General features: G+C 72.0%; 18 protein-coding genes, 1 tRNA gene and 1 pseudogene. 8 read left to right on the top strand and 12 right to left on the bottom strand.

Annotated elements, in window-relative coordinates; all coding sequences use genetic code 11:
- Window positions 1–2: 2 nt before the first annotated feature.
- Both ACFY01_RS32360 and ACFY01_RS32355 read right to left on the bottom strand, forming a co-directional pair.
- A complete protein-coding gene (locus ACFY01_RS32360; RefSeq protein ID WP_390739301.1) occupies window positions 3–1,070 on the bottom strand; it encodes an SPFH domain-containing protein in 1,068 nt (355 codons plus the stop codon).
- Window positions 1,071–1,128: 58 nt separating this feature from the next.
- Window positions 1,129–2,463 (bottom strand): peptidoglycan-binding protein, encoded by a 1,335-nt coding sequence (locus ACFY01_RS32355; RefSeq protein ID WP_390739300.1) that lies wholly within the window; start codon window positions 2,461–2,463, stop codon window positions 1,129–1,131.
- 223 nt (window positions 2,464–2,686) lie between these two features.
- Between ACFY01_RS32355 and ACFY01_RS32350 the strand changes: the two genes are divergently transcribed.
- The 4 genes from ACFY01_RS32350 to ACFY01_RS32335 all read left to right on the top strand — a co-directional run bounded on the left by ACFY01_RS32350 (window position 2,687) and on the right by ACFY01_RS32335 (window position 7,634).
- Window positions 2,687–2,760, top strand: a tRNA-Lys gene (locus tag ACFY01_RS32350).
- A gap of 66 nt (window positions 2,761–2,826) precedes the next feature.
- Complete coding sequence (locus tag ACFY01_RS32345) at window positions 2,827–3,516, top strand: FadR/GntR family transcriptional regulator (RefSeq protein WP_390739299.1); 690 nt, start codon at window positions 2,827–2,829, stop codon at window positions 3,514–3,516.
- A gap of 264 nt (window positions 3,517–3,780) precedes the next feature.
- The gene (locus tag ACFY01_RS32340) at window positions 3,781–5,700 is read left to right on the top strand and encodes a glycosyltransferase family 2 protein (protein ID WP_390739298.1); all 1,920 of its coding nucleotides are present in this window, start codon (window positions 3,781–3,783) and stop codon (window positions 5,698–5,700) included.
- A complete protein-coding gene (locus ACFY01_RS32335) occupies window positions 5,697–7,634 on the top strand; it encodes a galactose oxidase-like domain-containing protein (RefSeq protein WP_390739297.1) in 1,938 nt (645 codons plus the stop codon). The genes ACFY01_RS32340 and ACFY01_RS32335 overlap by 4 nt, the downstream gene beginning before the upstream one ends.
- Window positions 7,635–7,683: 49 nt before the next feature.
- Here the strand turns inward: ACFY01_RS32335 and ACFY01_RS32330 are convergent, their stop codons facing one another.
- From ACFY01_RS32330 to ACFY01_RS32305, 6 genes are all read right to left on the bottom strand, one after another.
- The gene (locus ACFY01_RS32330; protein ID WP_390739296.1) at window positions 7,684–8,718 is read right to left on the bottom strand and encodes a glycoside hydrolase family 6 protein; all 1,035 of its coding nucleotides are present in this window, start codon (window positions 8,716–8,718) and stop codon (window positions 7,684–7,686) included.
- 288 nt (window positions 8,719–9,006) lie between these two features.
- Window positions 9,007–9,672: a class F sortase gene (locus ACFY01_RS32325; protein WP_390739295.1), complete on the bottom strand. Its 666-nt coding sequence runs from the start codon at window positions 9,670–9,672 to the stop codon at window positions 9,007–9,009.
- Between the two features lie 11 nt (window positions 9,673–9,683).
- Window positions 9,684–10,295, bottom strand: coding sequence for a hypothetical protein (locus tag ACFY01_RS32320; RefSeq protein ID WP_390739294.1), 612 nt, complete (start codon window positions 10,293–10,295; stop codon window positions 9,684–9,686).
- A 162-nt stretch (window positions 10,296–10,457) separates the two neighbouring features.
- Window positions 10,458–11,237, bottom strand: coding sequence for an HAD-IIA family hydrolase (locus ACFY01_RS32315; protein ID WP_132851492.1), 780 nt, complete (start codon window positions 11,235–11,237; stop codon window positions 10,458–10,460).
- Between the two features lie 97 nt (window positions 11,238–11,334).
- Window positions 11,335–12,216 carry an LPXTG cell wall anchor domain-containing protein gene (locus ACFY01_RS32310; protein ID WP_390739293.1) on the bottom strand — a complete coding sequence of 294 codons (882 nt, stop codon included), beginning with the start codon at window positions 12,214–12,216 and terminating at the stop codon, window positions 11,335–11,337.
- 265 nt (window positions 12,217–12,481) lie between these two features.
- Window positions 12,482–13,738 (bottom strand): ROK family protein, encoded by a 1,257-nt coding sequence (locus ACFY01_RS32305; protein WP_390739292.1) that lies wholly within the window; start codon window positions 13,736–13,738, stop codon window positions 12,482–12,484.
- Window positions 13,739–13,786: 48 nt separating this feature from the next.
- Here ACFY01_RS32305 and ACFY01_RS32300 point away from each other — a divergent pair, with 48 nt between their 5' ends.
- The 3 genes from ACFY01_RS32300 (at window position 13,787) to ACFY01_RS32290 (ending at window position 16,332) form a co-directional block, all read left to right on the top strand.
- A complete protein-coding gene (locus ACFY01_RS32300; protein ID WP_390739291.1) occupies window positions 13,787–14,860 on the top strand; it encodes a Gfo/Idh/MocA family oxidoreductase in 1,074 nt (357 codons plus the stop codon).
- Window positions 14,857–15,363, top strand: coding sequence for a heme-degrading domain-containing protein (locus ACFY01_RS32295; protein WP_390739290.1), 507 nt, complete (start codon window positions 14,857–14,859; stop codon window positions 15,361–15,363). Before ACFY01_RS32300 ends, ACFY01_RS32295 begins: the two co-directional genes overlap by 4 nt.
- Window positions 15,364–15,462: 99 nt before the next feature.
- Window positions 15,463–16,332 carry an LLM class F420-dependent oxidoreductase gene (locus tag ACFY01_RS32290; protein WP_390739289.1) on the top strand — a complete coding sequence of 290 codons (870 nt, stop codon included), beginning with the start codon at window positions 15,463–15,465 and terminating at the stop codon, window positions 16,330–16,332.
- A gap of 22 nt (window positions 16,333–16,354) precedes the next feature.
- On the opposite strand, the gene ACFY01_RS32285 is transcribed toward ACFY01_RS32290, so the two are convergent.
- The 4 genes from ACFY01_RS32285 to ACFY01_RS32270 all read right to left on the bottom strand — a co-directional run bounded on the left by ACFY01_RS32285 (window position 16,355) and on the right by ACFY01_RS32270 (window position 19,037).
- Window positions 16,355–17,212 carry a fumarylacetoacetate hydrolase family protein gene (locus tag ACFY01_RS32285; protein WP_390739288.1) on the bottom strand — a complete coding sequence of 286 codons (858 nt, stop codon included), beginning with the start codon at window positions 17,210–17,212 and terminating at the stop codon, window positions 16,355–16,357.
- Between the two features lie 143 nt (window positions 17,213–17,355).
- Window positions 17,356–18,078, bottom strand: coding sequence for a YidC/Oxa1 family membrane protein insertase (locus tag ACFY01_RS32280; RefSeq protein WP_390739287.1), 723 nt, complete (start codon window positions 18,076–18,078; stop codon window positions 17,356–17,358).
- A gap of 125 nt (window positions 18,079–18,203) precedes the next feature.
- Complete coding sequence (locus tag ACFY01_RS32275) at window positions 18,204–18,515, bottom strand: DUF6412 domain-containing protein (protein WP_390739286.1); 312 nt, start codon at window positions 18,513–18,515, stop codon at window positions 18,204–18,206.
- Window positions 18,516–18,545: 30 nt separating this feature from the next.
- The gene (locus ACFY01_RS32270) at window positions 18,546–19,037 is read right to left on the bottom strand and encodes a winged helix-turn-helix transcriptional regulator (protein ID WP_390739285.1); all 492 of its coding nucleotides are present in this window, start codon (window positions 19,035–19,037) and stop codon (window positions 18,546–18,548) included.
- On the opposite strand from ACFY01_RS32270, the pseudogene ACFY01_RS32265 reads away from it, so the two are divergent.
- Window positions 18,997–19,497 (top strand): annotated as a pseudogene (locus ACFY01_RS32265) (MFS transporter); the annotation flags it as partial. The gene ACFY01_RS32270 and the pseudogene ACFY01_RS32265 overlap by 41 nt on opposite strands.
- Window positions 19,498–19,515: the final 18 nt, after the last annotated feature.

Genomic DNA, 19,515 nt, shown 5'->3' with positions numbered 1-19,515 from the left:
CGCTACACACCCGGCTGCGGCCGCCCCACGCAGAACGCCACCGTCAGATCCCTCACCAGCGACTTGCGTTCGTAGTCGTCGAGGTCGACGAGCCCCCGCACGGTCAGCCGGGTCACCGTGTCCTCGACCGAGTCGACGACCGAGGTGAGCATGCGGGACCGCTGCTGGGCGTCCATCGCGGCGATCCGCCGACGCTGCATCACCTCCGCCACCTCGGGCGCGTACTCGACCCGGACCGGCCGCACGGAGAACACCTCCAGGCCGACGGCCGCCGCGTCCGCGGCCACCAGCCGGGTCAGCGCGTCGCCCGCCGCCGCCACGAACGCCCGTCCGCCGTCCGGCACCTCCACCGGCACCCGGACCAGCGCCGCCTCCACACACTCCCGCAGGTACATCTCGTGGTCGTCCACACCGAGACAGGCCCGCGCCGTGTCCCGCACCCGCCACACCACCAGGACCACCACGCGCAGCGCCACCCCGTTGCCGTCGCCGGCGGGCATCGACCCACTGCGCCAGTGCCGCAGCCGTACGTCGACCCGGTGGCGCCGGGTCAGCGGGTTGACCCACAGCAGGCCGGTACGGCGAACCGTTCCTCCGTAGCGGCCGAACAGCCCGAGCACCCAGGCCCGTCCGGTCCGGCCCCGGGTGAGACCGCCGAACCCCAGCAGCCCGAGCGCGCCCGACCCGGCGTAGGCCGCCCACTGGGCCGGCCCCGCCGCCGCCCACCACGAGCCGGCCAGGCACCCGGCGATCCCGCAGGCCCCGGCGAGCACCCCGGCCGCCCCGGGCAGTGCCCGGGCCGGCCGTTCGACGAGCTCGGGGTCGGCCGCCGGCACCGGCCGCGGCCCCGCCGGCCCGGTCCGCCCCACCAGCCGCGGCTGCTCGCCCGTGCCCTGCCGGCGGCCCACCACGGCCGGCCGCAGCGGCACCGGCGCCGGGTCGGGGTCGTCGCGGAAGAGGAGGTGGACGGGGATCTCGGTGGTGGCCTCGTTGTGGATCAGCCGGGCGGGCCGGGGTGTTTCCCCGGCGGGTCCCTCGGAATCGGACGTGTGCTCAGTGGTCGTGCTCATGCGTGCCTCCAGCCTCCGCGCCAGACGCTTCACGAATGGATGGTCACAGGGGGGACGGCTACGAGAACAGCCGCCGCCAGGTCTCCGGCCCCGGGTAGCCGTCCGCCGCGCCGCCCCGCCAGCCCTGGGCGCGCTGGAAGGCCTCGACGGCCCGCCGGTCCGCCTCGCCCCAGCGCGAGTGGGGTCCGTCGGGGTAGTACCGGCCGAACCCCTTCTTCACCAGTTGCAGTCCGAGCCGGGAGACGTACGGGTTGTCCGCGCCGGGACGGAACAGGTTCCGGCCCGGGTAGCCGGCGACGCCGTGCGAGGCGGGGGCGCCGGGTGCGACGTCCTTGCCCTTGCCGGTCGCCAGCAACTCCCAGGTGCGCGGCCCGGGCAGCCCGTCCGCGCCCGCGCCCGTCCAGCCCTGGGCGAGCTGGAAGGCCCGCGTCGCCCGCCGGACCGCGTCGGTCCAGCGCGGGCCCGGCTCCTGGAGGTAGTACGCGCCGGCGCCCCGGGCGATCAGCATCCGGCCGAGCTGGGTGACGTACTTGTTGTCGGCGCCGGGACCGAAGTACACCGCCCCCGGGAAGGGGGCCGGTGTCGCTCCGGCGGAGGCGGGGGCGGCGTCGCCCGGCTTCGAGTCGGCCGTGGAGTCGGCCGAGGCGGTGGTCACCCCTTTGTAGCGGTAGGGCACGTACTTGTCGGAGTTGGTCCAGTAGGCGTACGGGGTGGCCTGGCGGCGGGCGTGCGGGGGTGTCTGCTCGTAGGCGGTGTAGTTGGTGTGCGTGTAGTCGGTCCAGCCGCCGAAGAGGACGACGTGCGAGCCCTTCTCCGGGTCGGAGGGGTTGTGGAAGAGCAGCATGTCGCCGGGTTGCAGCTCCTCCTTGGTGATCTTCACGCCGTACTGGTCGAGGCTGCCGGTCCATTCGTTGCTGCCCAGGTTCCAGGCCATCGAGACGTAGCCCGAGCAGTCCTGCCGGTACCCGTCGGACCAGTACTCGGTCATGCTGTACGGCACCTGCGCGGTGACCCAGGTCTTGGCCCGGTCGATGATCGCCGTGCGGGTGGTGGCGGGCGGGCTGGCCGGGTCGGCGGGCTCGGCCGGTTTGCCGCCGGGGCCGTGCAGCGGGGCCTTGGCGCCCTGCGGGGTGCCGGGCACGTCGCCGTCCGCCGGGGCGTGGGGGCCGCCGGGCCGGTCCGGGGCGTGGGCCGCGGCGAGGGCGGCGGCCGGGTGGCCCGCTACGACGGCGGCGGCGGACGCGGCGGCAGCCACGACCAGGGCCCGGCCGGCCGCCGGGTGGCCGCCGAGCCCGCCGGTCAGGGCCGAGGGGCGCAGGCGCCGCTGGTCGGCGCATCCGGGGCAGTCGCAGTCGCTCGCGGGGTCGACGTCCTCGAATACCGGAGCCACCATGCGATCTGCCTCACATTCCGGGTCGATGTCCGGGTTGAAATGTCCGCGTCTGTGCACGTTGATCAGTTTCCCAACTGTCGTCAACGTGCGCATGCTGACGGTCCGAATGATGTACGCGACACTCACCCGACCGGGGACACCTGACACCTCTGGCGGCACCCGGCCGGCACCCCGGTGGTCCGGAGCACCCTCCGAGGTCGGGTAGAGTTAACGACGTCAGCAGGCGCCGCTAGCTCAGTTGGTTAGAGCAGCTGACTCTTAATCAGCGGGTCCGGGGTTCGAGTCCCTGGCGGCGCACGATGACGATGGGTCTCTCGTACGAACGAGGGGCCCATCTTCTGTTTGGCCGGATACCCTCTGGCCATGGCAGCCCGAGACCTCCAGGAGCGGATCAAGAAGCTCATCGTCGACCGCAGGCTGCCCTCAGGGGCCCCGCTGCCGACCGAGCCCGAGCTGATGGAGTTCCTCGGCGCCAGCCGGAACTCCGTGCGGGAGGCACTGAAGGCGCTCCAGGCGATGGGCATCGTCGAGATCCGGCACGGCTTCGGCACCTACGTCGGACCCATGTCCTTCGCTCCCCTGATCGAGGGCCTCGCCTTCCGCACGGTCGCCGGGCACTACCGGGGCGAGGACTCCCTGCTCCAGCTGCTCGAGCTGCGCGAGGCGGTGGAGACCGGCCTGGTCTCCCGGCTGGCGGGGCGGCTGCCGGAGGCCGACCTGGTGGAGCTGGACCGGCTGGTCGACCGCATGGGTCAGCAGGCCGAGCAGGGCGCCGGCCTCGCGGAGACCGACCGCGCGTTTCACGCCACCCTCTACCGGGGGCTGGACAACACCCTGCTGAGCGAGGTGCTCGAGGCGTTCTGGGACGCCTTCCACCGCGTCCAGCGGGACCTGGTGGAGGTGCCGCAGGACCCGCGGATCACCTGTCGGCAGCACCGGGAGATCCTGGACGCGGTGCGCTCAGGTGACTCCATACGAGCGGAGCGCGCCATAAGGGACCACTTCGGCAACATTCGTGCACGGCTGTCCCCTGTGGCCGCGTTCGACCGGTGACCACCGCGCTCCGCGACTTGCGATCATGCTGGACAGCGTAGAACCCTGGTCGTTCAACATGCCGCCGATTCGCGGTAGTTGGGGGGCGAGTAACCGGTTGCGGGGGCTACGGGATGAGGGGTCCCGTTCATGAACGGATGCCGAGGGGGGCGTCCGGCGACCGGAATGTCACGGTTCCCTGCGCCCGGGGAGTGGAAGACATGGTGACTGTGACTCACCAGGACCAAACAGACACGCGCTGACCTGCGTGTGGGGGGATGACTCATGACGTCGACGCCGACGGGCGCCCGGCATAATCACGAATCGTCACACAGTGCACACGATCGATCACAAAACGGTCTTCTGAGGAGGCCATCGCACCGGACCACGAAGACCTTGCCGAGATACGACTACGAGCACTACAGCCGGCTCGCCGGACCCCTCACCCAGCCGGACCCTGACAAGCCCTACCGAGTGCGCTACCGCTCACTGCTCTCGCAGGAGCCGCACCGCGTCCGGGCCGCGCTCATGCTGGGCGCGGCACCACTGCTCTCGCTGGTCCTGCTGGTCTGGCTGCTCCAGCCCGGCCACTGGACCGAACGCGACTACCCGGCCTACGACTTCCTGCCGGCGCTCGATGTGGTGATGCTGGTCTCGATCGGCCTGATCGAGCTCTTCCGCTGCATGAACGTGCTGTCCAACGCGCACGCCACCCTCGTCGCCCGCGACCCCGTCCCGGTGGTGCCCGAGACCGGCACCCGGGTCGCCTTCATCACCACCTTCGTGCCCGGCAAGGAACCGCTGGAGATGGTGACCAGGACCCTGGAGGCGGCCGTCCGGCTGCGCCACCGGGGCGTCCTGCACGTCTGGCTGCTCGACGAGGGCGACGACCCGGAGGTGAAGGCGGTCTGCGCGCGCCTGGGCGTGCACCACTTCACCCGCAAGGGCGTCGAGCGCTGGAACCGGCCCACGGGCCCGCACCGCGCCAGAACCAAGCACGGCAACTACAACGCCTGGCTCGAGGCGCACGGCGACGCCTACGACTTCTTCGCCTCCGTCGACACCGACCACGTGCCGCTGCCCAACTACCTGGAACGGATGCTCGGTTACTTCCGCGACCCGGACGTCGGCTTCGTCATCGGCCCGCAGGTCTACGGCAACTACGACAACTTCGTCACCAAGGCCGCGGAGTCGCAGCAGTTCCTCTTCCACGCGCTCATCCAGCGGGCGGGCAACCGGTACGGCGCCCCGATGTTCGTCGGCACGTCGAACGCCGTGCGCATCAGGGCGATCAAACAGATCGGCGGCCTGTACGACTCGATCACCGAGGACATGGCCACCGGCTTCGAGATGCACCGCGCCGAGAACCCGGCCACGGGCCGCAAGTGGCGGTCCGTCTACACCCCGGACGTGCTCGCGGTCGGCGAGGGCCCGAACGCCTGGACGGACTTCTTCACCCAGCAGCTGCGCTGGTCGCGGGGGACGTACGAGACGATCCTCAAGCAGTACTGGAAGGGCTTCTTCTCGATGCCCCCGGGCAAGCTCTTCAACTACACGATGATGATCATCTTCTATCCGATGTCCGCCCTCAACTGGATCCTTGCGGCCCTGAGTTGCGCCCTGTTCCTGGGCCTGGGCGCCTCGGGTGTGAACATCGACCCGACCGTGTGGCTGATGCTGTACGGCAACGCCTCCGCGCTCCAGATCGGCCTGTACATCTGGAACCGGCGGCACAACGTCTCCCCGCACGAGCCGGAGGGGTCCGGCGGTGTCGCGGGCATGGTGATGTCGGCGCTGTCGGCACCGGTCTACGCCCGCTCGCTGATGGACGCCGTGCTGCGCCGCAAGAGCAGGTTCGTGGTGACCCCGAAGGGCGAGTCGGCCAGCCCCGACACGCTGTTCGGGACCTTCCGGATCCACTGGTTCTTCATCCTGGTCTTCGCCGGTTCGCTCGCCGCCGGCTTCGTCTTCGGCCACTCCCACCCGGCGATGATCACCTGGACCTCCTTCGCCCTGCTGGTCACGGCCTCACCGGTCTTCGCATGGCGGTACACGCTGCGGCGGGAGAGAAAACAGCCCGCCGCCACCGGTACCGATGCCACCGATGCCACCAGTACGGATGCCACCAGCGGCCCTGATGCCGCTCAGGGGCCGGCCAAGCCGCAGGACGCCGTGCCCGCGGGACTTGGGGGACGTGAGAAATGAACGACAGTGCCGGCCTCCGCCGGGCCCGTCGGTTCGCGATCGGTACGGCGGCGGTAGCCGCGCTGGCCGCGATGAACGGGCCGTGGGTGTACCGCGTCGGAAGCGAGGAGTACCACCAGTACAAGATCAACAGACCCGGGTACAAGGCCGAGAACGGCCACTGGGACATCGTCCAGTTCCCCGAGGAGTACCGCCAGGACACCATCCACGCGGCGCTCCTGCACACCGGCAAGGTGCTGCTGGTCGCCGGCTCGGGCAACAACCAGAAGAACTTCGACAAGAAGCGGTTCGACACCCGGGTCTGGGACCCCGTGAAGGGCACGATCAAGAAGATCCCCACACCCAAGGACCTGTTCTGCACCGGCCACACCCAGCTGGCCAACGGCAACCTGCTGATCGCGGGCGGCACGAAACGGTACGAGAAGCTCAAGGGCGACGTCACCAAGGCCGGCGGCCTGATGATCGTCCACAACGAGAACCCGGACAAGCCGATCACGCTGCCCGCGGGCACCGGCTTCACCGGCAGGGAGAACGGCAGGACCTTCGTCTCCAAGGACCCGGTGCTGGTCCCGAGGGCGAAGAAGGTCTTCGACAAGAAGACCGGGAAGTACCTGCGCAACGACCCCGGCCTCGGCCGGATCTACGTCGAGGCGCAGCGCAGCGGCACCAAGTACGAGACGGGCACCCAGGACAACTACCGCATCCGGGGCCTGACCGGCCTCGACGCGCGCAACACCTACGGCATCGCGCAGAAGCTGGCCCTCGACAAGAAGGACTTCCAGGGGATCCGGGACGCCTTCGAGTTCGACCCGGTCGCCGAGAGGTACATCAAGGTCGACCCGATGAACGAGGCCCGCTGGTACCCGACGCTCACCACCTTGAGCGACGGGAAGATCCTCAGCGTCTCCGGCCTCGACGACATCGGCCAGCTCGTCCCCGGGAAGAACGAGATCTTCGACCCCGGCACCAGGAAGTGGTCCTACACCGGGAGGGTCCGGCAGTTCCCGACCTACCCGGCGCTGTTCCTGATGCAGAACGGGAAGATCTTCTACTCGGGGTCCAACGCGGGCTACGGGCCGGACGACGTCGGCCGTGACCCGGGCGTCTGGGACGTGGGCACCAACGAGTTCACCAAGCTGCCCGGGCTGAGCGACCCGGACAGGATGGAGACGTCCGGCACGGTGCTGCTGCCGCCGGCGCAGGACGAGAAGTTCCTGGTGATCGGAGGCGGCGGGGTCGGCGAGTCCAAGCTGTCCAGCAGGAAGACCCGGCTGATCGACCTGAAGGCCGCCGACCCGAGGTTCACGGACGGGCCGTCGCTGGAGAAGGGCACCCGGTATCCGCAGTCCTCGATCCTTCCCGACGACACCGTGCTGGTGTCGGGCGGCTCCGAGGACTACCGGGGCCGCGGCGACTCCAACATCCACCAGGCGCGGCTCTACCACCCGGACAGCAACAGCTTCACCCGGGTCGCCGACCCGCTGGTGGGCCGCAACTACCACTCCGGGTCGGTCCTGCTGCCCGACGGCCGCGTGATGTTCTTCGGCTCCGACTCGCTGTACGGGGACCGGGCCGGCACCAAGCCCGGCACGTTCGAGCAGCGGATCGAGATCTACACCCCGCCGTACCTCTACCGGGGGTCGCGGCCGGCGCTCGGCGGAGGCCCGCGGACCATCGCGCGGGGCTCTTCGGGCACGTTCACCTCGCGGGACGCGGCGCACGTCAGGAAGGCGCGGTTGATCCGGCCCAGCGCGTCGACGCATGTGACGGACGTGGACCAGCGGTCCATCGCACTGGACTTCAAGACGTCCGGGGACAAGATCACGGTGACCGTGCCGAAGAACCGGAACCTGGTGCAGTCGGGGTGGTACATGCTGTTCGTGGACGACGGGCGCGGGACGCCCAGCAAGGCGCAGTGGGTCAAGGTGCCGTAGCGGCGCGGCGGGGCGTCACACGGACCGTGGGGCGCCCCGCGCCTGCGGACTACCTGCTGGCTTTCGCGAGGCGCAACGCGTAACTCGCCCACCAGTCACCGGCTTTCGGGCCGCCCTTGCAGGTTCCGTCCGACTCCCCCGGCCGCTTCACCCACAGGTACGCGTCCACCAGCGGGTCCGCCGTGCTGGTCGTCGGCGTGTCCCCCAGTGCCCGGCCCGGCGGATTGCACCACCGTTCGGCCGGATCGCCGCCCGTGTACGGGCCGTTGCCGTTGCGGCTGGTGTCGATGACGAAGTGCTTGCCGCCCACCTTGGCGGAGAGCTGCTTGCCGTAGGTGATGGAGTCGTGGGTGGAGTAGAAGTTGGCGACGTTGACGGCGAAGCCGTCGGCCCGGTCGATGCCCGCCCTCCGGAGGGGCTCGTCGATCTGGTCGGGGCGGCCCCAGCCGGCGTTTCCGGCGTCCAGGTACACCTTCGTGTTCTTCAGGGACTTGAGCCTGGTGACGGCGCTCTTGAGGAGGAAGTAGCGCTCCTCGCGGAACCGGTCGGGGGTGCAGCCGTCCACCAGGTGCAGGACGGCGTCGGGTTCGACGATCACCGTCGCGGCGCGGTCGCCGATGCCCCGGGCGACCGCGTCGACCCAGGCCCGGTAGGCGTCGCCGTCGGCGGCTCCTCCGCTCGAGTACTGGCCGCAGTCGCGGTGCGGGATGTCGTAGAGGACGAGCAGGGCCCTGCGGTCGGACCTCTCCGCGGCCTCCGTGAAGCCCCGGGCCTCCCGCTCGGGGTTCTCGGGGCCGATCCACTCCGCGGTCGGCTGCTCGGCCATCTTCCTGATCTGCTCGGCGGCGGACCTGTCGCCGTCCTTCTCGTAGGCGGCGACCTGCCGGGCCGCGTTCCCGTCCGGGTTCACCCAGAACGGGTCGGCGCCCTTGGGCTGTTGGGTGATCGTGAGACGCGGGGCGTCCCCCTTGTCCCCCCGCTCGGCCCCTCCCCCGGCCGAACACGCGGCGACTGATAACGCCGCCGCCAGGACCCCCGCCGACGCCGCGGCCCACACCGACCGGGCCCCCCAGCTGTCGTACATCCAATTCCCCCCTGGTGCACGGTATTTCAGGCGCCAATCGTGACATATCCGCCGGGCCGGCCACGAGGTCCTTCGAGGATGTCGGGAAGGGTGTGAGAAGGGTGTGCGGAGGATGCCGGGGAGCTGTTACGGCCCGGTGCGCATGGCCGGCCGCAGGTTAACCCACCGTGGTCTTCCACACCTCCCGTGCAGTACGCCGGGTCACTCCCGCAGCCCGCGCGCGCACGGTCGAGGACCAGCCCGGTCGGCGGCCTCCGGGGGAGCGGGGCGCCGACCGGGCCAGGTGACTCAGGGCCCGGTCCCCGTCAGATACGCCGACACCACCACGTTCGCCGTGTAGCTGCGGCTCGCCCGGTCGAAGGTGCCGCCGCAGGTGATCAGCCGCAGTTCCGCCCGCCCCGACTCGCGGGGGCCGTAGGCCTGCTGGGCGTCGAAGCGGTCGCGGGGCAGGACCCGGACGTCGTCCACGGTGAACTCGGCGACCCGGCCGTCGCTGCGGACCACCCGCACCGTCTCGCCGGGCCGCAGCGCGCTGATCCGGTAGAAGACGGCGGGCCGGGTCTCGGTGTCCACGTGCCCCACCATCAGCGCGGTCCCGGTCGCCCCGGGCTTCGCCCCGGCCGCGTACCAGCCGACCACACCGGCCTGGTCGAACGGCGGTGGATCGATCGCGCCCTGCCCGTCCAGGCCACGGGCCACCACCGGCGCCTGCACACCGAGGTCGGGAATGTCGATGCGCTGCGGCAGCGCCTCGCCCAACGGCCGGGCGGCGGGCGGCAGTCCGGACCCGTCTGGGCGTCCCACGGCGGCCACGTCGCCGGTGGCGGACCCCGGTATCCCGGCGGGTACGTCGGTCACCTCACGGCCCCACAGCCACAGCCCGAGCAGCAGCAGCGCCCAGGTCACGCCCGCCAGCAGCCGCCCGGTACCGGAGGAGGCCTCGTGGTCGGACATCACCGGCCGCCTCACCGGGTGCCGCGGCTCCGGCGGGCCCCGAGCAGCCCGACGGCGACCGCGGCGATACCGGCGAGGACCAGACCGGTCACCGCGTGGGCGGTACCGGGGGCGGCCGGGCGGGCGTCAGCCGAGGCGAGGCGGGCGGTTCCGCCGCCGCCCGCGTGGACGGGGGCGGTGGGTGAGGCGGGGGCGGCGGGCAAGGCCGGGGCGGCGGGCAAGGCCGGGGCGGCGGGCGAGGCCGGGGCGGCCGGTGAGGCGGGCGAGGCGTGGGCAGCCTGCGAGGCCGGGGCGACCGGTGAGGCAGGGGCGGCGGGCTGCCCCGAGGCTGTCGCCATGACGGTGATACTGCCGCCCACCACGTGGTCGGCGCAGGTGACCCGCACGTCGTGCGAGCCGGGCTTCAGCGAGGTGCGGATCCGGGTCTCGCCGGTGAGCGTGCCGTCGGCCCCGGTCAGCCGGGCGTCCGCGACGAACGCGTCCGAGACGGCGGTGCCGGCCGCCCCGGGGCAGCCGCTCACCCGGAGCGTCACGTCGGTGCCGGGGGCGGGGGGCGACGGGGCCACCGAGAGCCCGGCAGCACCGTCCGCCGCGCATGCCGCCGGGGCGAACGCGACCGCCATGACGAGTCCGGTGCAAAGAGTCCGGAGAGTGCGGAGAGTGAGACGCGCTGAGCCCATCGTAAAACCTCCAGGAATATCTGGAGGCTGCCCCGTCCGGCGCCCCTCCGCATCCTCGGGAGGCGCCGTGTTGCTCCGTACGGAGTAGGGGCTTCCGCAGGGCTGTCAGACCCGGTCGACGAGGTCCGCGATGGAGTCGACCACCTTGGAAGGCCGGTACGGGAAGTCCTCGACCTGCTCGGGCCGGGTCAGCCCGGTGAGCACCAGGAACGTCTGCATCCCGGCCTCCATGCCGGCCAGTACGTCGGTGTCCATGCGGTCGCCGATCATCGCGCTGGTCTCGGAGTGGGCGCCGATGGTGTTCAGACCGGTGCGCATCATCAGCGGGTTCGGCTTGCCCGCGAAGTACGGCTGCTTGCCCGTCGCCTTGGTGATCAGCGCGGCGACGGCACCGGTCGCGGGCAGCGGGCCCTCGGTGGAGGGACCGGTCTCGTCCGGGTTGGTGCAGATGAAGCGGGCGCCGCCGTTGATCAGGCGTACGGCCTTGGTCATGGCCTCGAAGGAGTAGGTACGGGTCTCGCCGAGGACCACGTAGTCGGGCTCGTGGTCGGTCAGGATGTAGCCGATGTCGTGCAGCGCGGTGGTCAGCCCCGCCTCGCCTATCACGTACGCCGACCCGCAGGGCCGCTGGTCGTCCAGGAACTTGGCGGTGGCCAGCGCCGACGTCCAGATGTTCTCGATCGGCACGTCCAGACCCATACGGACGAGCCGCGCGTGCAGGTCGCGCGGGGTGTAGATCGAGTTGTTGGTCAGCACCAGGAAGGGCTTCCCGGACTCGCGCAGCTTCTTCAGGAAGGCATCCGCGCCGGGGATCGGCACGCCCTCATGGATGAGCACTCCGTCCATGTCGGTGAGCCAGGACTCGATGGGCTTGCGGTCTGCCATGGGCCGTCTCCTGCCGTACAGCGTGCTGCGTGGGCCCCAGCCTAAACACACCTCCGATCTTGCGGGAACGGCCTGCTCACTGTGTGGTCGCCCGGCCTCAGCGCTTCCGCCGCGCGAGCAGCAGCGCCCCGCCGACGATGAGCAGGAGAGCGGCGGCCGTGAGCGCGCCGTAGGGGGTGCCGAGGCCGGTGCGGGCGAGTTCGTCGGCGAAGGGGAGGTCGTCGAGGGGGGCGGGGGTCGGCGGTGAGAGGGACGGCGAAGGGGACAGGGAGGGGGAGGGGGAGGTCGTGGAGACGGAAGAGGATGGAGAGACGACGAGGCCGGGGATCGGGGTGAGGGCGGGGGGCGGTGTAGCGGTGGACGTGATAGCTGGGTCGGGGGTCGCGGCGGTGGTACCGGCGGCGGTCGGCTCGGGGGCGGCGTCGCTGTCGATCCCGAACCGGTAGTCGCCTGACTCGCCCAGCCACTCGCCGTCGTCACCCCGCCGTTCCACGACGGCGGCCTTGGCGGTGACCTGGTTCGGTACGGCGTCCGAGGTGACCATGAGCCTGACCTTCACCGAGACGGTCTTGCCCGGACCCACGGCGAACCCCGGGAACCCGTCGTCGAAGGCCCCCACCAGTTCGTCCTCGTCGGTGCCCTCGAAGTGGACCGGGTGGGCGCGCGGACCGTCGTAGAACTCCATCCGGGCCTGCTCGGGCTTCAGGGCCCGCTTGTCGTCGACGAGCACGACGACCGGGTGTACGGCGGTGCAGGCGCGGTCGGTGGTGTTGGTGAGGTCGATGTACCAGGTGCCCAATCCTCCGCCGGCCTCGTACGACGTGGGCCCGCCGTGAATCCGGGCGCCGAGGGGGAAGTCCCGCTCCCCGGACCCGGCACAGTCGAGGTCGGCCTCCCGTCCGTGCGCCGGCCCCACGGGGCCGAGAACGACGGCGGCGGCCGCGGCGAGGCAGAGGGGCAGGGGCATACGCAGTCGCATGAACACATAACTCTCGGGCAGAGCGGCACCCGAACAACGCCACGCCGCCCCACCCCCCGAACGGCCGCCGACTTCCCCTCGTTCAGCACCCCGAACTTGCGAACCGTGGGCAGCCCACGTAGCTGCGGGCAATCGTGCGGCTGGGGCGGCACGGGTGGGCGCAGCGGCACCCCGCCAGCGCCGGGCCGTGCGACCCCTACCCCGACCGCAACCCCGGGCGCACCACCAACCCCGCCCCGGCAAACCCCCCGCCCACCCCAAACCGTCACCCATCCACCCGCCCGAACAACGGCCCCAACAACAACTGCGCCGCCCCCTCAGCCACCCCCCACCCCCCATCGCCGAAGGCAACCCGCACGGGCACCCCCACCGCCCCTTCCCGCCGAGCCCGCTCCCCCAGCACCGCCCCGACCCCGTCGACGAAGACCTCCGGCGCCCCCTCCACCGTCCGCCCGCCCAACAGCACCGCGTCGATGTCGAGCAGCCCCACCAGGTTCGCCGCCCCCGCCCCGAGCACCCGCGCCGCCTCCCCCGTCTCGCCGCGCGCCACGGCCCCGAGGCAGAGCACCTCCACGCACCCGCGGTTCCCGCACCCGCACACGGGCCCGTCGAGCTGGATCACCTGATGCCCGAACTCCCCGGCCCCGGTCCGCGCCCCGCGGTGCACCCGCCCTCCGATCACGAGCCCGGCCCCCAGCCCCGTACCGAGATGCAGATACGCGAAGGAGCCAACAGCTCCCGCCCCGCCAGAACCCAAGCCGTCAGAACCCGCCCCGCCAGAACCCAAGCCGTCAGAACCCGACCCGCCGGAACCCAAGCCGCCACAACCCGACCCGCCGGAACCCGAACCGCCGGAACCCAATCCCTCGGCACCAACTCCCCGCACCGCCAGCCCCAGCGCAGCCGCATTCGTGTCCTTGTCGACCACCACCGGCACCCCCAGCCGCCCCGCCAGCGCCTCCCGCAGGGGGAACCCGTCCCACTCCGGAAACCCGGTGACCCGGCGCAGTACACCCCGCGCATGGTCCAGCGGCCCGGGCAGCGCGACCCCGGCACCGAGCACGGTCGCCCCCGACTCGGACAGCAGTTCCCCCACCTGCCCGGCCACGGCCTCGACGACCACCTCCGCCCCGTCCCCCGGCCGGAGGTCGAGCGGCACCCTCCGCCCGGCCACCACGGCGCCCGTCAGATCGCACAGCACCACCCGCAGCTCGTCCCGGTCGAGATGCGCCCCCACCGCGTGCCCGGCCCCCGGCACCAGCCGCAGCACGGTCCGCGGCTTGCCCCCGGTGGACGCCCGCCGCCCGGCCTCGACCGCGAGCCCCTCCTCGCGCAGCCGCGCGGTGATCTTGCTGACGGCCTGCGGGGTGAGCCCGGTCCGTTCGGCCAGCTCCAGCCTGCTGATCCCCTCGGCCCCGGCGGTCCGCAGCAGATCCAGCACCAGCGCGGTGTTGTGGCTGCGCACCGCGAGCAGGTTCGCCCCCGCCGGCCCGCCGCTCCTCGTCCTGTTCACGGGACCCATTCTCCCCGCCGCTTGCACTTTGGCAACAGCGTTGCGAAAGTGGGAGGCATGACTGGAACTGGTACCCCTCTCCGCGTCGGCCTCATCGGCTACGGCCTCGCGGGCTCCGTCTTCCACGCCCCGCTGATCGCCGCCACCGAGGGCCTCGCGCTCGACACGGTGGTCACCTCCAACCCCGAACGGCAGGAGCAGGCGAGGGCCGAGTTCCCGGACGTCCGTGTCGCCGCCACCCCCGACGAGCTGTTCGACCGCGCCGACGAGCTGGACCTGATCGTCATCGCCTCCCCGAACAAGACCCACGTCCCGCTGGCCACCACCGCCCTCAAGGCCGGCCTGCCGGTGGTCGTGGACAAGCCGGTCGCGGGCACGGCCGCCGAGGCACGGGAGCTCGCCGCCCTCGCCGAGGAACGCGGCCTGCTGCTGTCGGTCTTCCAGAACCGCCGCTGGGACAACGACTTCCTGACCCTGCGGTGGCTCCTGGACGAGGGCGAACTGGGCGACGCCTGGCGCTTCGAGTCCCGCTTCGAGCGCTGGCGCCCGCAGCCCAAGGGCGGCTGGCGCGAGTCCGGCGACCCGGCAGAGATCGGAGGTCTGCTGTACGACCTCGGCAGCCATGTCGTCGACCAGGCCCTCGTGCTGTTCGGCCCGGCCACCCAGGTGTACGCCGAGACGGACATCCGCCGCCCCGGCGCCGAGACCGACGACGACACCTTCATCGCGCTGACCCACGCGAGCGGCGTCCGCTCCCACCTCTACGTCTCCGCCACCACCGCCCAGCTCGGCCCCCGCTTCCGCGTACTGGGCTCGCGCGCGGGCTACGTGAAGTACGGCCTGGACCCGCAGGAGGCGGCCCTGCGGGAGGGGCAGCGGCCCGGCTCCGGCTGGGGCGAGGAGGCCGAGTCCCTGTGGGGCCGCGTCGGCGCCGGCGAGTCCCCGCTGTCCGGCGGCGGCCGCCCCGTACCGACCCTGGCCGGCGACTACCCCGCCTACTACAAGTCCGTGGCCGCTGCCCTGACCGGCACCGGCCCCAACCCGGTGACCGCGCTGGAGGCGGCCGCCGCCCTCGACGTACTGGAGGCGGCCCGGCGCTCGGCCCGCGACGGTGTGGCGGTGGCACTGTGACCGACCACCCGCGGATCACCCCGAAGTTCGCCCCCGAACTCACCCCCTCGGTCGAGGAACTGGAGGCGCAGGAGCGCCGGCTGGTCTTCCGGCAGTTCACCCACGAGGACGCCTGGGCCCTGGGCTCCCTCCTGGTGGACCTGGCCAGGGAGCGCCAGGCCCCGGTGGCCATCGACATCCACCGCGCCGGCCAGCAGCTCTTCCACGCGGCCCTGCCCGGCTCGACCCCCGACAACGACGCCTGGATCGCCCGCAAGCGCCGTGTCGTGGAGCGCTACGGCTCCGCGTCGTACCTGGTCGGCGCCCGCTTCCGGGCCAAGGGCACGACGTTCGAGGAGTCCTCCCGCCTCGACCCCGACACGTACGCCGCCCACGGCGGCTCGTTCCCGGTCAACGTCGAGGGCGTGGGCGTGATCGGCGCGGTGACCGTGTCCGGGCTGCCGCAGTTGCAGGACCACCGGTTCGTGGTGGAGGCGCTGGAGCAGTTCCTGGACCGGGATTAACTGGATGCCCCCTCCGGTTGGCACCGTCACAGGTGCCGTAACAGGTGCCGCCACAGGTGCTGTCGCGGCACCACACCCGACCGGAGGGAACGAAACCCGATGAGCGTCGCTGCACTGAAGGAGACCGTCGGACGGTACGGCGTCTGGAGCGCCGGCCTCCGCGCGGAGGACCCCGCCCGGCGCGGCGAACTGGGCGAGGCCGCGGCGGAGCTGGAGGAGCTCGGCTACGGAGCCGCATGGCTGGGCGGCAGCAGCGCCGCCCGCCACGCCGTACCGCTCCTCGACGCCACCAGCACCCTCGTCGTCGGCACCAGCATCCAGAGCATCTGGCAGTACGAGGCCGGGGCGAGCGCGGCGGCCTTCGCCGAGGTGGACGCGGCCCACCCCGGCCGCTTCCTCCTCGGCCTGGGCGTCAGCCACGCCAAGCTCGCCGACCAGTACCGCCGCCCGTACTCGGCGCTGGTCTCCTACCTCGACGCCCTCGACGAGGCCGGAGTACCGGCCGGGCGCCGGGTCCTGGCCGCCCTCGGCCCGAAGACCCTGGAGCTGTCCCGCGACCGGGCGGCGGGCGCGGTGCCGTACCTGGTCACGGCCGAGCACACCGCACAGGCCCGCGAAATCCTGGGTGCGGACCCGCTGTTGGCCCCGGAGCTCAAGGTCGTCCTGGAGACCGACCCGGCCCGCGCCCGCTCCCTGGCCCGCGAGAGCCTCGCCCTGTACCTCGCCCTCCCGAACTACACCAACAACTTCCTCCGCCACGGCTTCACCGAGGACGACCTGGCCGACGGCGGCAGCGACCGGCTGATCGACGCGGTGTACGCGTGGGGCGACGAGGGCCGCATCCGCGAGCGGATCAACTCCTTCGAGGAGGCGGGCGCGGACCACATCGCTCTCCAGGTGGTGGACGGAGGCCCGAGGGACGGCCTCCAGCGGGAGGGCTGGCGCAGGCTGGCCGAACTGCTGGCCTGATACCCGCCCGAGGTCCGAGGGGCTAGGCCGGCTTGAACTCCTGCCGCTGACGCCCGAGCCCCTCGATCTCCAGCTCGACGACGTCCCCGGCGCGGAGGAAGGGCTTGGGCTCGGGCCGCCCGAGCGCGACCCCCGCCGGCGTACCGGTGTTGATCACATCTCCGGGGTACAGGGTCATGAACTGACTGACGTACCGCACCACTTCGGCGACCGGGAAGATCTGCTCGGCGGTGTTCCCGTCCTGCTTCAGCTCCCCGTTCACCCACAACTGCAGCGCCAGCGCCTGCGGGTCGGACACCTCGTCCGCCGTCACCAGCCACGGCCCCAGCGGGTTGAACGTCTCGCAGTTCTTCCCCTTGTCCCAGGTCCCGCCCCGCTCGATCTGGAACTCCCGCTCCGACACGTCGTGCGCCACCGCGTACCCGGCGACATGCGCGAGCGCCTCCTCGTGCGACCCCAGGTAGCGGGCGGTGCGCCCGATGACGACCGCGAGCTCCACCTCCCAGTCGGTCTTGGTGGACCCGCGCGGGACGAGCACGGTGTCGTAGGGGCCGACCACCGTGTCCGCGGCCTTGAAGAAGATCACCGGCTCGGCGGGCGGCTCGGCCCCGGTCTCGCGGGCGTGGTCGTGGTAGTTGAGCCCGATGCACACGATCTTGCCGATCCGCCCCAGCGGCGGCCCGACCCGCAGCCCGGTCGCGTCCAGCACGGGCAGTTCGCCCGCGTCCGAGGCGGCCCGGATCCGGCCGAGCGCGGCGTCGTCGGCGAGCAGCGCCCCGTCGATGTCCGGCACGATCCCCGACAGGTCCCGCAGGTTCCCCTCGGCGTCCAGCAACGCGGGCCGCTCCGACCCCGCCGTACCGACTCGCAGCAGCTTCATGATCACAATCTCCCTCGATCGCGGGCGCCCGCCCGATGTGTGCAGCCATCGGAGGACTGGTCGATCCTCCAAGCCGGATGTCCAGTCCGCAAGACCCTGTTCACGAACTGGACCGTGACCGGAAGGACGAAGGCCGGTTCGGCTCAGCGATACAGCGCCGCCCGCTCCACCGCGCTCCACGCCGTACTGGTCACCACGTACAGGGCGGCGGCCAGCGGCACCACGGCGACCGTGACGAGGGTGAAGAAGGACATGAACGGCATGACCTTGCTGACCGCTCCGAGGCCGGGAATCTGCTCCCCGTCACCCCCGCCGACGGCGACCGGGTCCTTGGCCGTCGCCATCGTCTGCTTCGTACGGCGGTAGTTGAACAGGGCGATGGCGGCGACGACCACGAACAGCCCGAGGTAGACCAGCCCGGCCGCGCCGAACACCCCGCCGTGGCCCAGCGCGTCCGCCCAACGCCCGCCGAGCGGCGCGGCGAACAGCTGGTGCGTCAGCAGCCCGTTGACCTCCCCGCCGACCGTCGAGTTGGAGAACAGGTGGTAGAGGAGGAAGAAGGCGGGGAGCTGGAGCAGGCTGGGCAGGCAGCCGGCCAGCGGCGACACCTTCTCCTCGGCGTGCAGTTCGAGGATCGCCTTCTGAAGCTTCTCCGGGTTCTTCCGGTGTCTCTTCCGCAGCTCGGCGACCTTCGGCCGGAGCTCGGCCTGGGCGCGCTGCCCGCGCGCGGCGGCCCGGGAGAGGGGGTGGACGAGGAGTCGTACGAGCGCGGTGAACAGAACGATCGCGGCAGCCGCCGCCGAGGCGTGGAAGAGGGGCTGGAGCAGATCGGCGAGCTGCTCGACGAGATGCGCGAAAACGGACATGGGTGAGCCCTCCGTGGGTCACGTCGTGCCGGAATGGAGACAGGCATGGCGGCATGACGACCCGCGCTGGGTCACGGATGTGAGGTCACGAATGTGAGGTCACGGATGCTGGGAGCGCTCGCGCCCTACGCGGTGGTCGTCGCGAGGGCGTGCCCGGGCGCCCGGGGCCGGCGGCGGCCCGCGGCATCGGGGTCACGTTGCGGCAGGAACGCCGTACGGCGGGCCCGGTCGCGTATGGCCGTACGTATTCGCGTGGGCGGCACGGCGGGCGCGGAGCGAGCGGCCAGGAGGGAACAGGCGGCGAGCGCGGCCCCGGCCGCGGCGGTCGCGGCGAGCGCGACGGTGGTGAAGAGGCTGCCGGTGTCGAGCAGCGCGACGGAGAGCAGGAAGAGCAGGAGGGTTACAGCGGGGCGTGCGGTGACCCGGTAACGCGCCATCGGCCCTCCCCCCTCACGATCCTCGTTCGATTATGCCTGTTCGGTCTCGATGGGCTGCAACAGCCGCTTGGGCTTGAGCAGCGCCCGGCTGACCGGATCGGCCGGGTCCGGGTCGAGTCCAGGACCCGGTGTCATGAGAACGTCCGGGACCGCCACGGAAGTTCCGCAGGCGGGACATTCGCCGGACGGCCCGAGTTCCGTACCGCAGTCCGCGTGGCGGAGGTATCGCAGCTGGGTCTGCATGAGCTGCTCGCGCCCCCAGAGGGCGAGCGCGCGCAGCGCGGGCCAGAGCGCGACGCCGCGCTCGGTGAGGACGTACTCGTCCCGGGGCGGCGACTCCTGGTACCGGCGCTTCTCGAGGATCCCCTCCTCCGTCAGCGTCCGCAGCCGGGCCGACAGGACGGCGCGCGGGATGCCGAGGTGGACGAGGAAGTCGTTGTAGCGCCGCACGCCGTAGATCGCGTCGCGGACAACGAGGAGCGTCCCGGCACTGCTGCAACAGTCCCTCGGCCTCTCCGCCATGGACACGGCATGGCTGTTCCTGCTCTGGTCCGGCCTGTCCTTCCTGGTCGCCCTCCAGGCGAAGCGCCTCGCGGGCCGGGTGGCACCGCGCCACCAACTGGCGGCCGGCTTCCTCCTCCACGCGGTGGGCGCCCTGTCGATGCTCGGCGCGCTCGGCGCGGGATCCTGGACCCGGCTACTGCCCGGCCTGATCATCGGCGGAGTGGGCAGCGGCCTGCTGAACGCGGCACTGCCGCTGCTCGCGGTCGAGTCCGTACCGGCGGCACGGGCGGCCATGGGCTCAGGAGCCCAGCAGACGTTCCGCTACATCGGCTCCTGCGCGGGCGTGGCCCTGACGATCGCCTTGGCCACGTCGTCCGGCGGGGGCCTGGCCCGGGGCGCCGATGTCGCGATGGTGGTGTCGGCGGGGCTGGCCGTGGTGGGAGCGGTGACGGTGGGTGTGGCCCGCGGGCGGGAGTAGCCTCAGCGGGGACGCCGG

Source organism: Streptomyces sp. NPDC001480 (assembly GCF_042894725.1).
Lineage (GTDB): Bacteria > Actinomycetota > Actinomycetes > Streptomycetales > Streptomycetaceae > Streptomyces.
Note: the sequence above shows the minus strand (reverse complement) of the source record. Positions and strands in the feature narration are given on the sequence as shown.

What these genes read in the sequence shown, in the direction of transcription:
- ACFY01_RS32360 (WP_390739301.1), bottom strand. Translation starts at nt 1,070, where the DNA reads ATGAGCACGACCACTGAGCACACGTCCGATTCCGAGGGACCCGCCGGG.
- ACFY01_RS32355 (WP_390739300.1), bottom strand. Translation starts at nt 2,463, where the DNA reads ATGGTGGCTCCGGTATTCGAGGACGTCGACCCCGCGAGCGACTGCGAC.
- ACFY01_RS32345 (WP_390739299.1), top strand. Translation starts at nt 2,827, where the DNA reads ATGGCAGCCCGAGACCTCCAGGAGCGGATCAAGAAGCTCATCGTCGAC.
- ACFY01_RS32340 (WP_390739298.1), top strand. Translation starts at nt 3,781, where the DNA reads ATGACGTCGACGCCGACGGGCGCCCGGCATAATCACGAATCGTCACAC.
- ACFY01_RS32335 (WP_390739297.1), top strand. Translation starts at nt 5,697, where the DNA reads ATGAACGACAGTGCCGGCCTCCGCCGGGCCCGTCGGTTCGCGATCGGT.
- ACFY01_RS32330 (WP_390739296.1), bottom strand. Translation starts at nt 8,718, where the DNA reads ATGTACGACAGCTGGGGGGCCCGGTCGGTGTGGGCCGCGGCGTCGGCG.
- ACFY01_RS32325 (WP_390739295.1), bottom strand. Translation starts at nt 9,672, where the DNA reads ATGTCCGACCACGAGGCCTCCTCCGGTACCGGGCGGCTGCTGGCGGGC.
- ACFY01_RS32320 (WP_390739294.1), bottom strand. Translation starts at nt 10,295, where the DNA reads ATGGCGGTCGCGTTCGCCCCGGCGGCATGCGCGGCGGACGGTGCTGCC.
- ACFY01_RS32315 (WP_132851492.1), bottom strand. Translation starts at nt 11,237, where the DNA reads ATGGCAGACCGCAAGCCCATCGAGTCCTGGCTCACCGACATGGACGGA.
- ACFY01_RS32310 (WP_390739293.1), bottom strand. Translation starts at nt 12,216, where the DNA reads ATGCGACTGCGTATGCCCCTGCCCCTCTGCCTCGCCGCGGCCGCCGCC.
- ACFY01_RS32305 (WP_390739292.1), bottom strand. Translation starts at nt 13,738, where the DNA reads ATGGGTCCCGTGAACAGGACGAGGAGCGGCGGGCCGGCGGGGGCGAAC.
- ACFY01_RS32300 (WP_390739291.1), top strand. Translation starts at nt 13,787, where the DNA reads ATGACTGGAACTGGTACCCCTCTCCGCGTCGGCCTCATCGGCTACGGC.
- ACFY01_RS32290 (WP_390739289.1), top strand. Translation starts at nt 15,463, where the DNA reads ATGAGCGTCGCTGCACTGAAGGAGACCGTCGGACGGTACGGCGTCTGG.
- ACFY01_RS32285 (WP_390739288.1), bottom strand. Translation starts at nt 17,212, where the DNA reads ATGAAGCTGCTGCGAGTCGGTACGGCGGGGTCGGAGCGGCCCGCGTTG.
- ACFY01_RS32280 (WP_390739287.1), bottom strand. Translation starts at nt 18,078, where the DNA reads ATGTCCGTTTTCGCGCATCTCGTCGAGCAGCTCGCCGATCTGCTCCAG.
- ACFY01_RS32275 (WP_390739286.1), bottom strand. Translation starts at nt 18,515, where the DNA reads ATGGCGCGTTACCGGGTCACCGCACGCCCCGCTGTAACCCTCCTGCTC.
- ACFY01_RS32270 (WP_390739285.1), bottom strand. Translation starts at nt 19,037, where the DNA reads ATGGCGGAGAGGCCGAGGGACTGTTGCAGCAGTGCCGGGACGCTCCTC.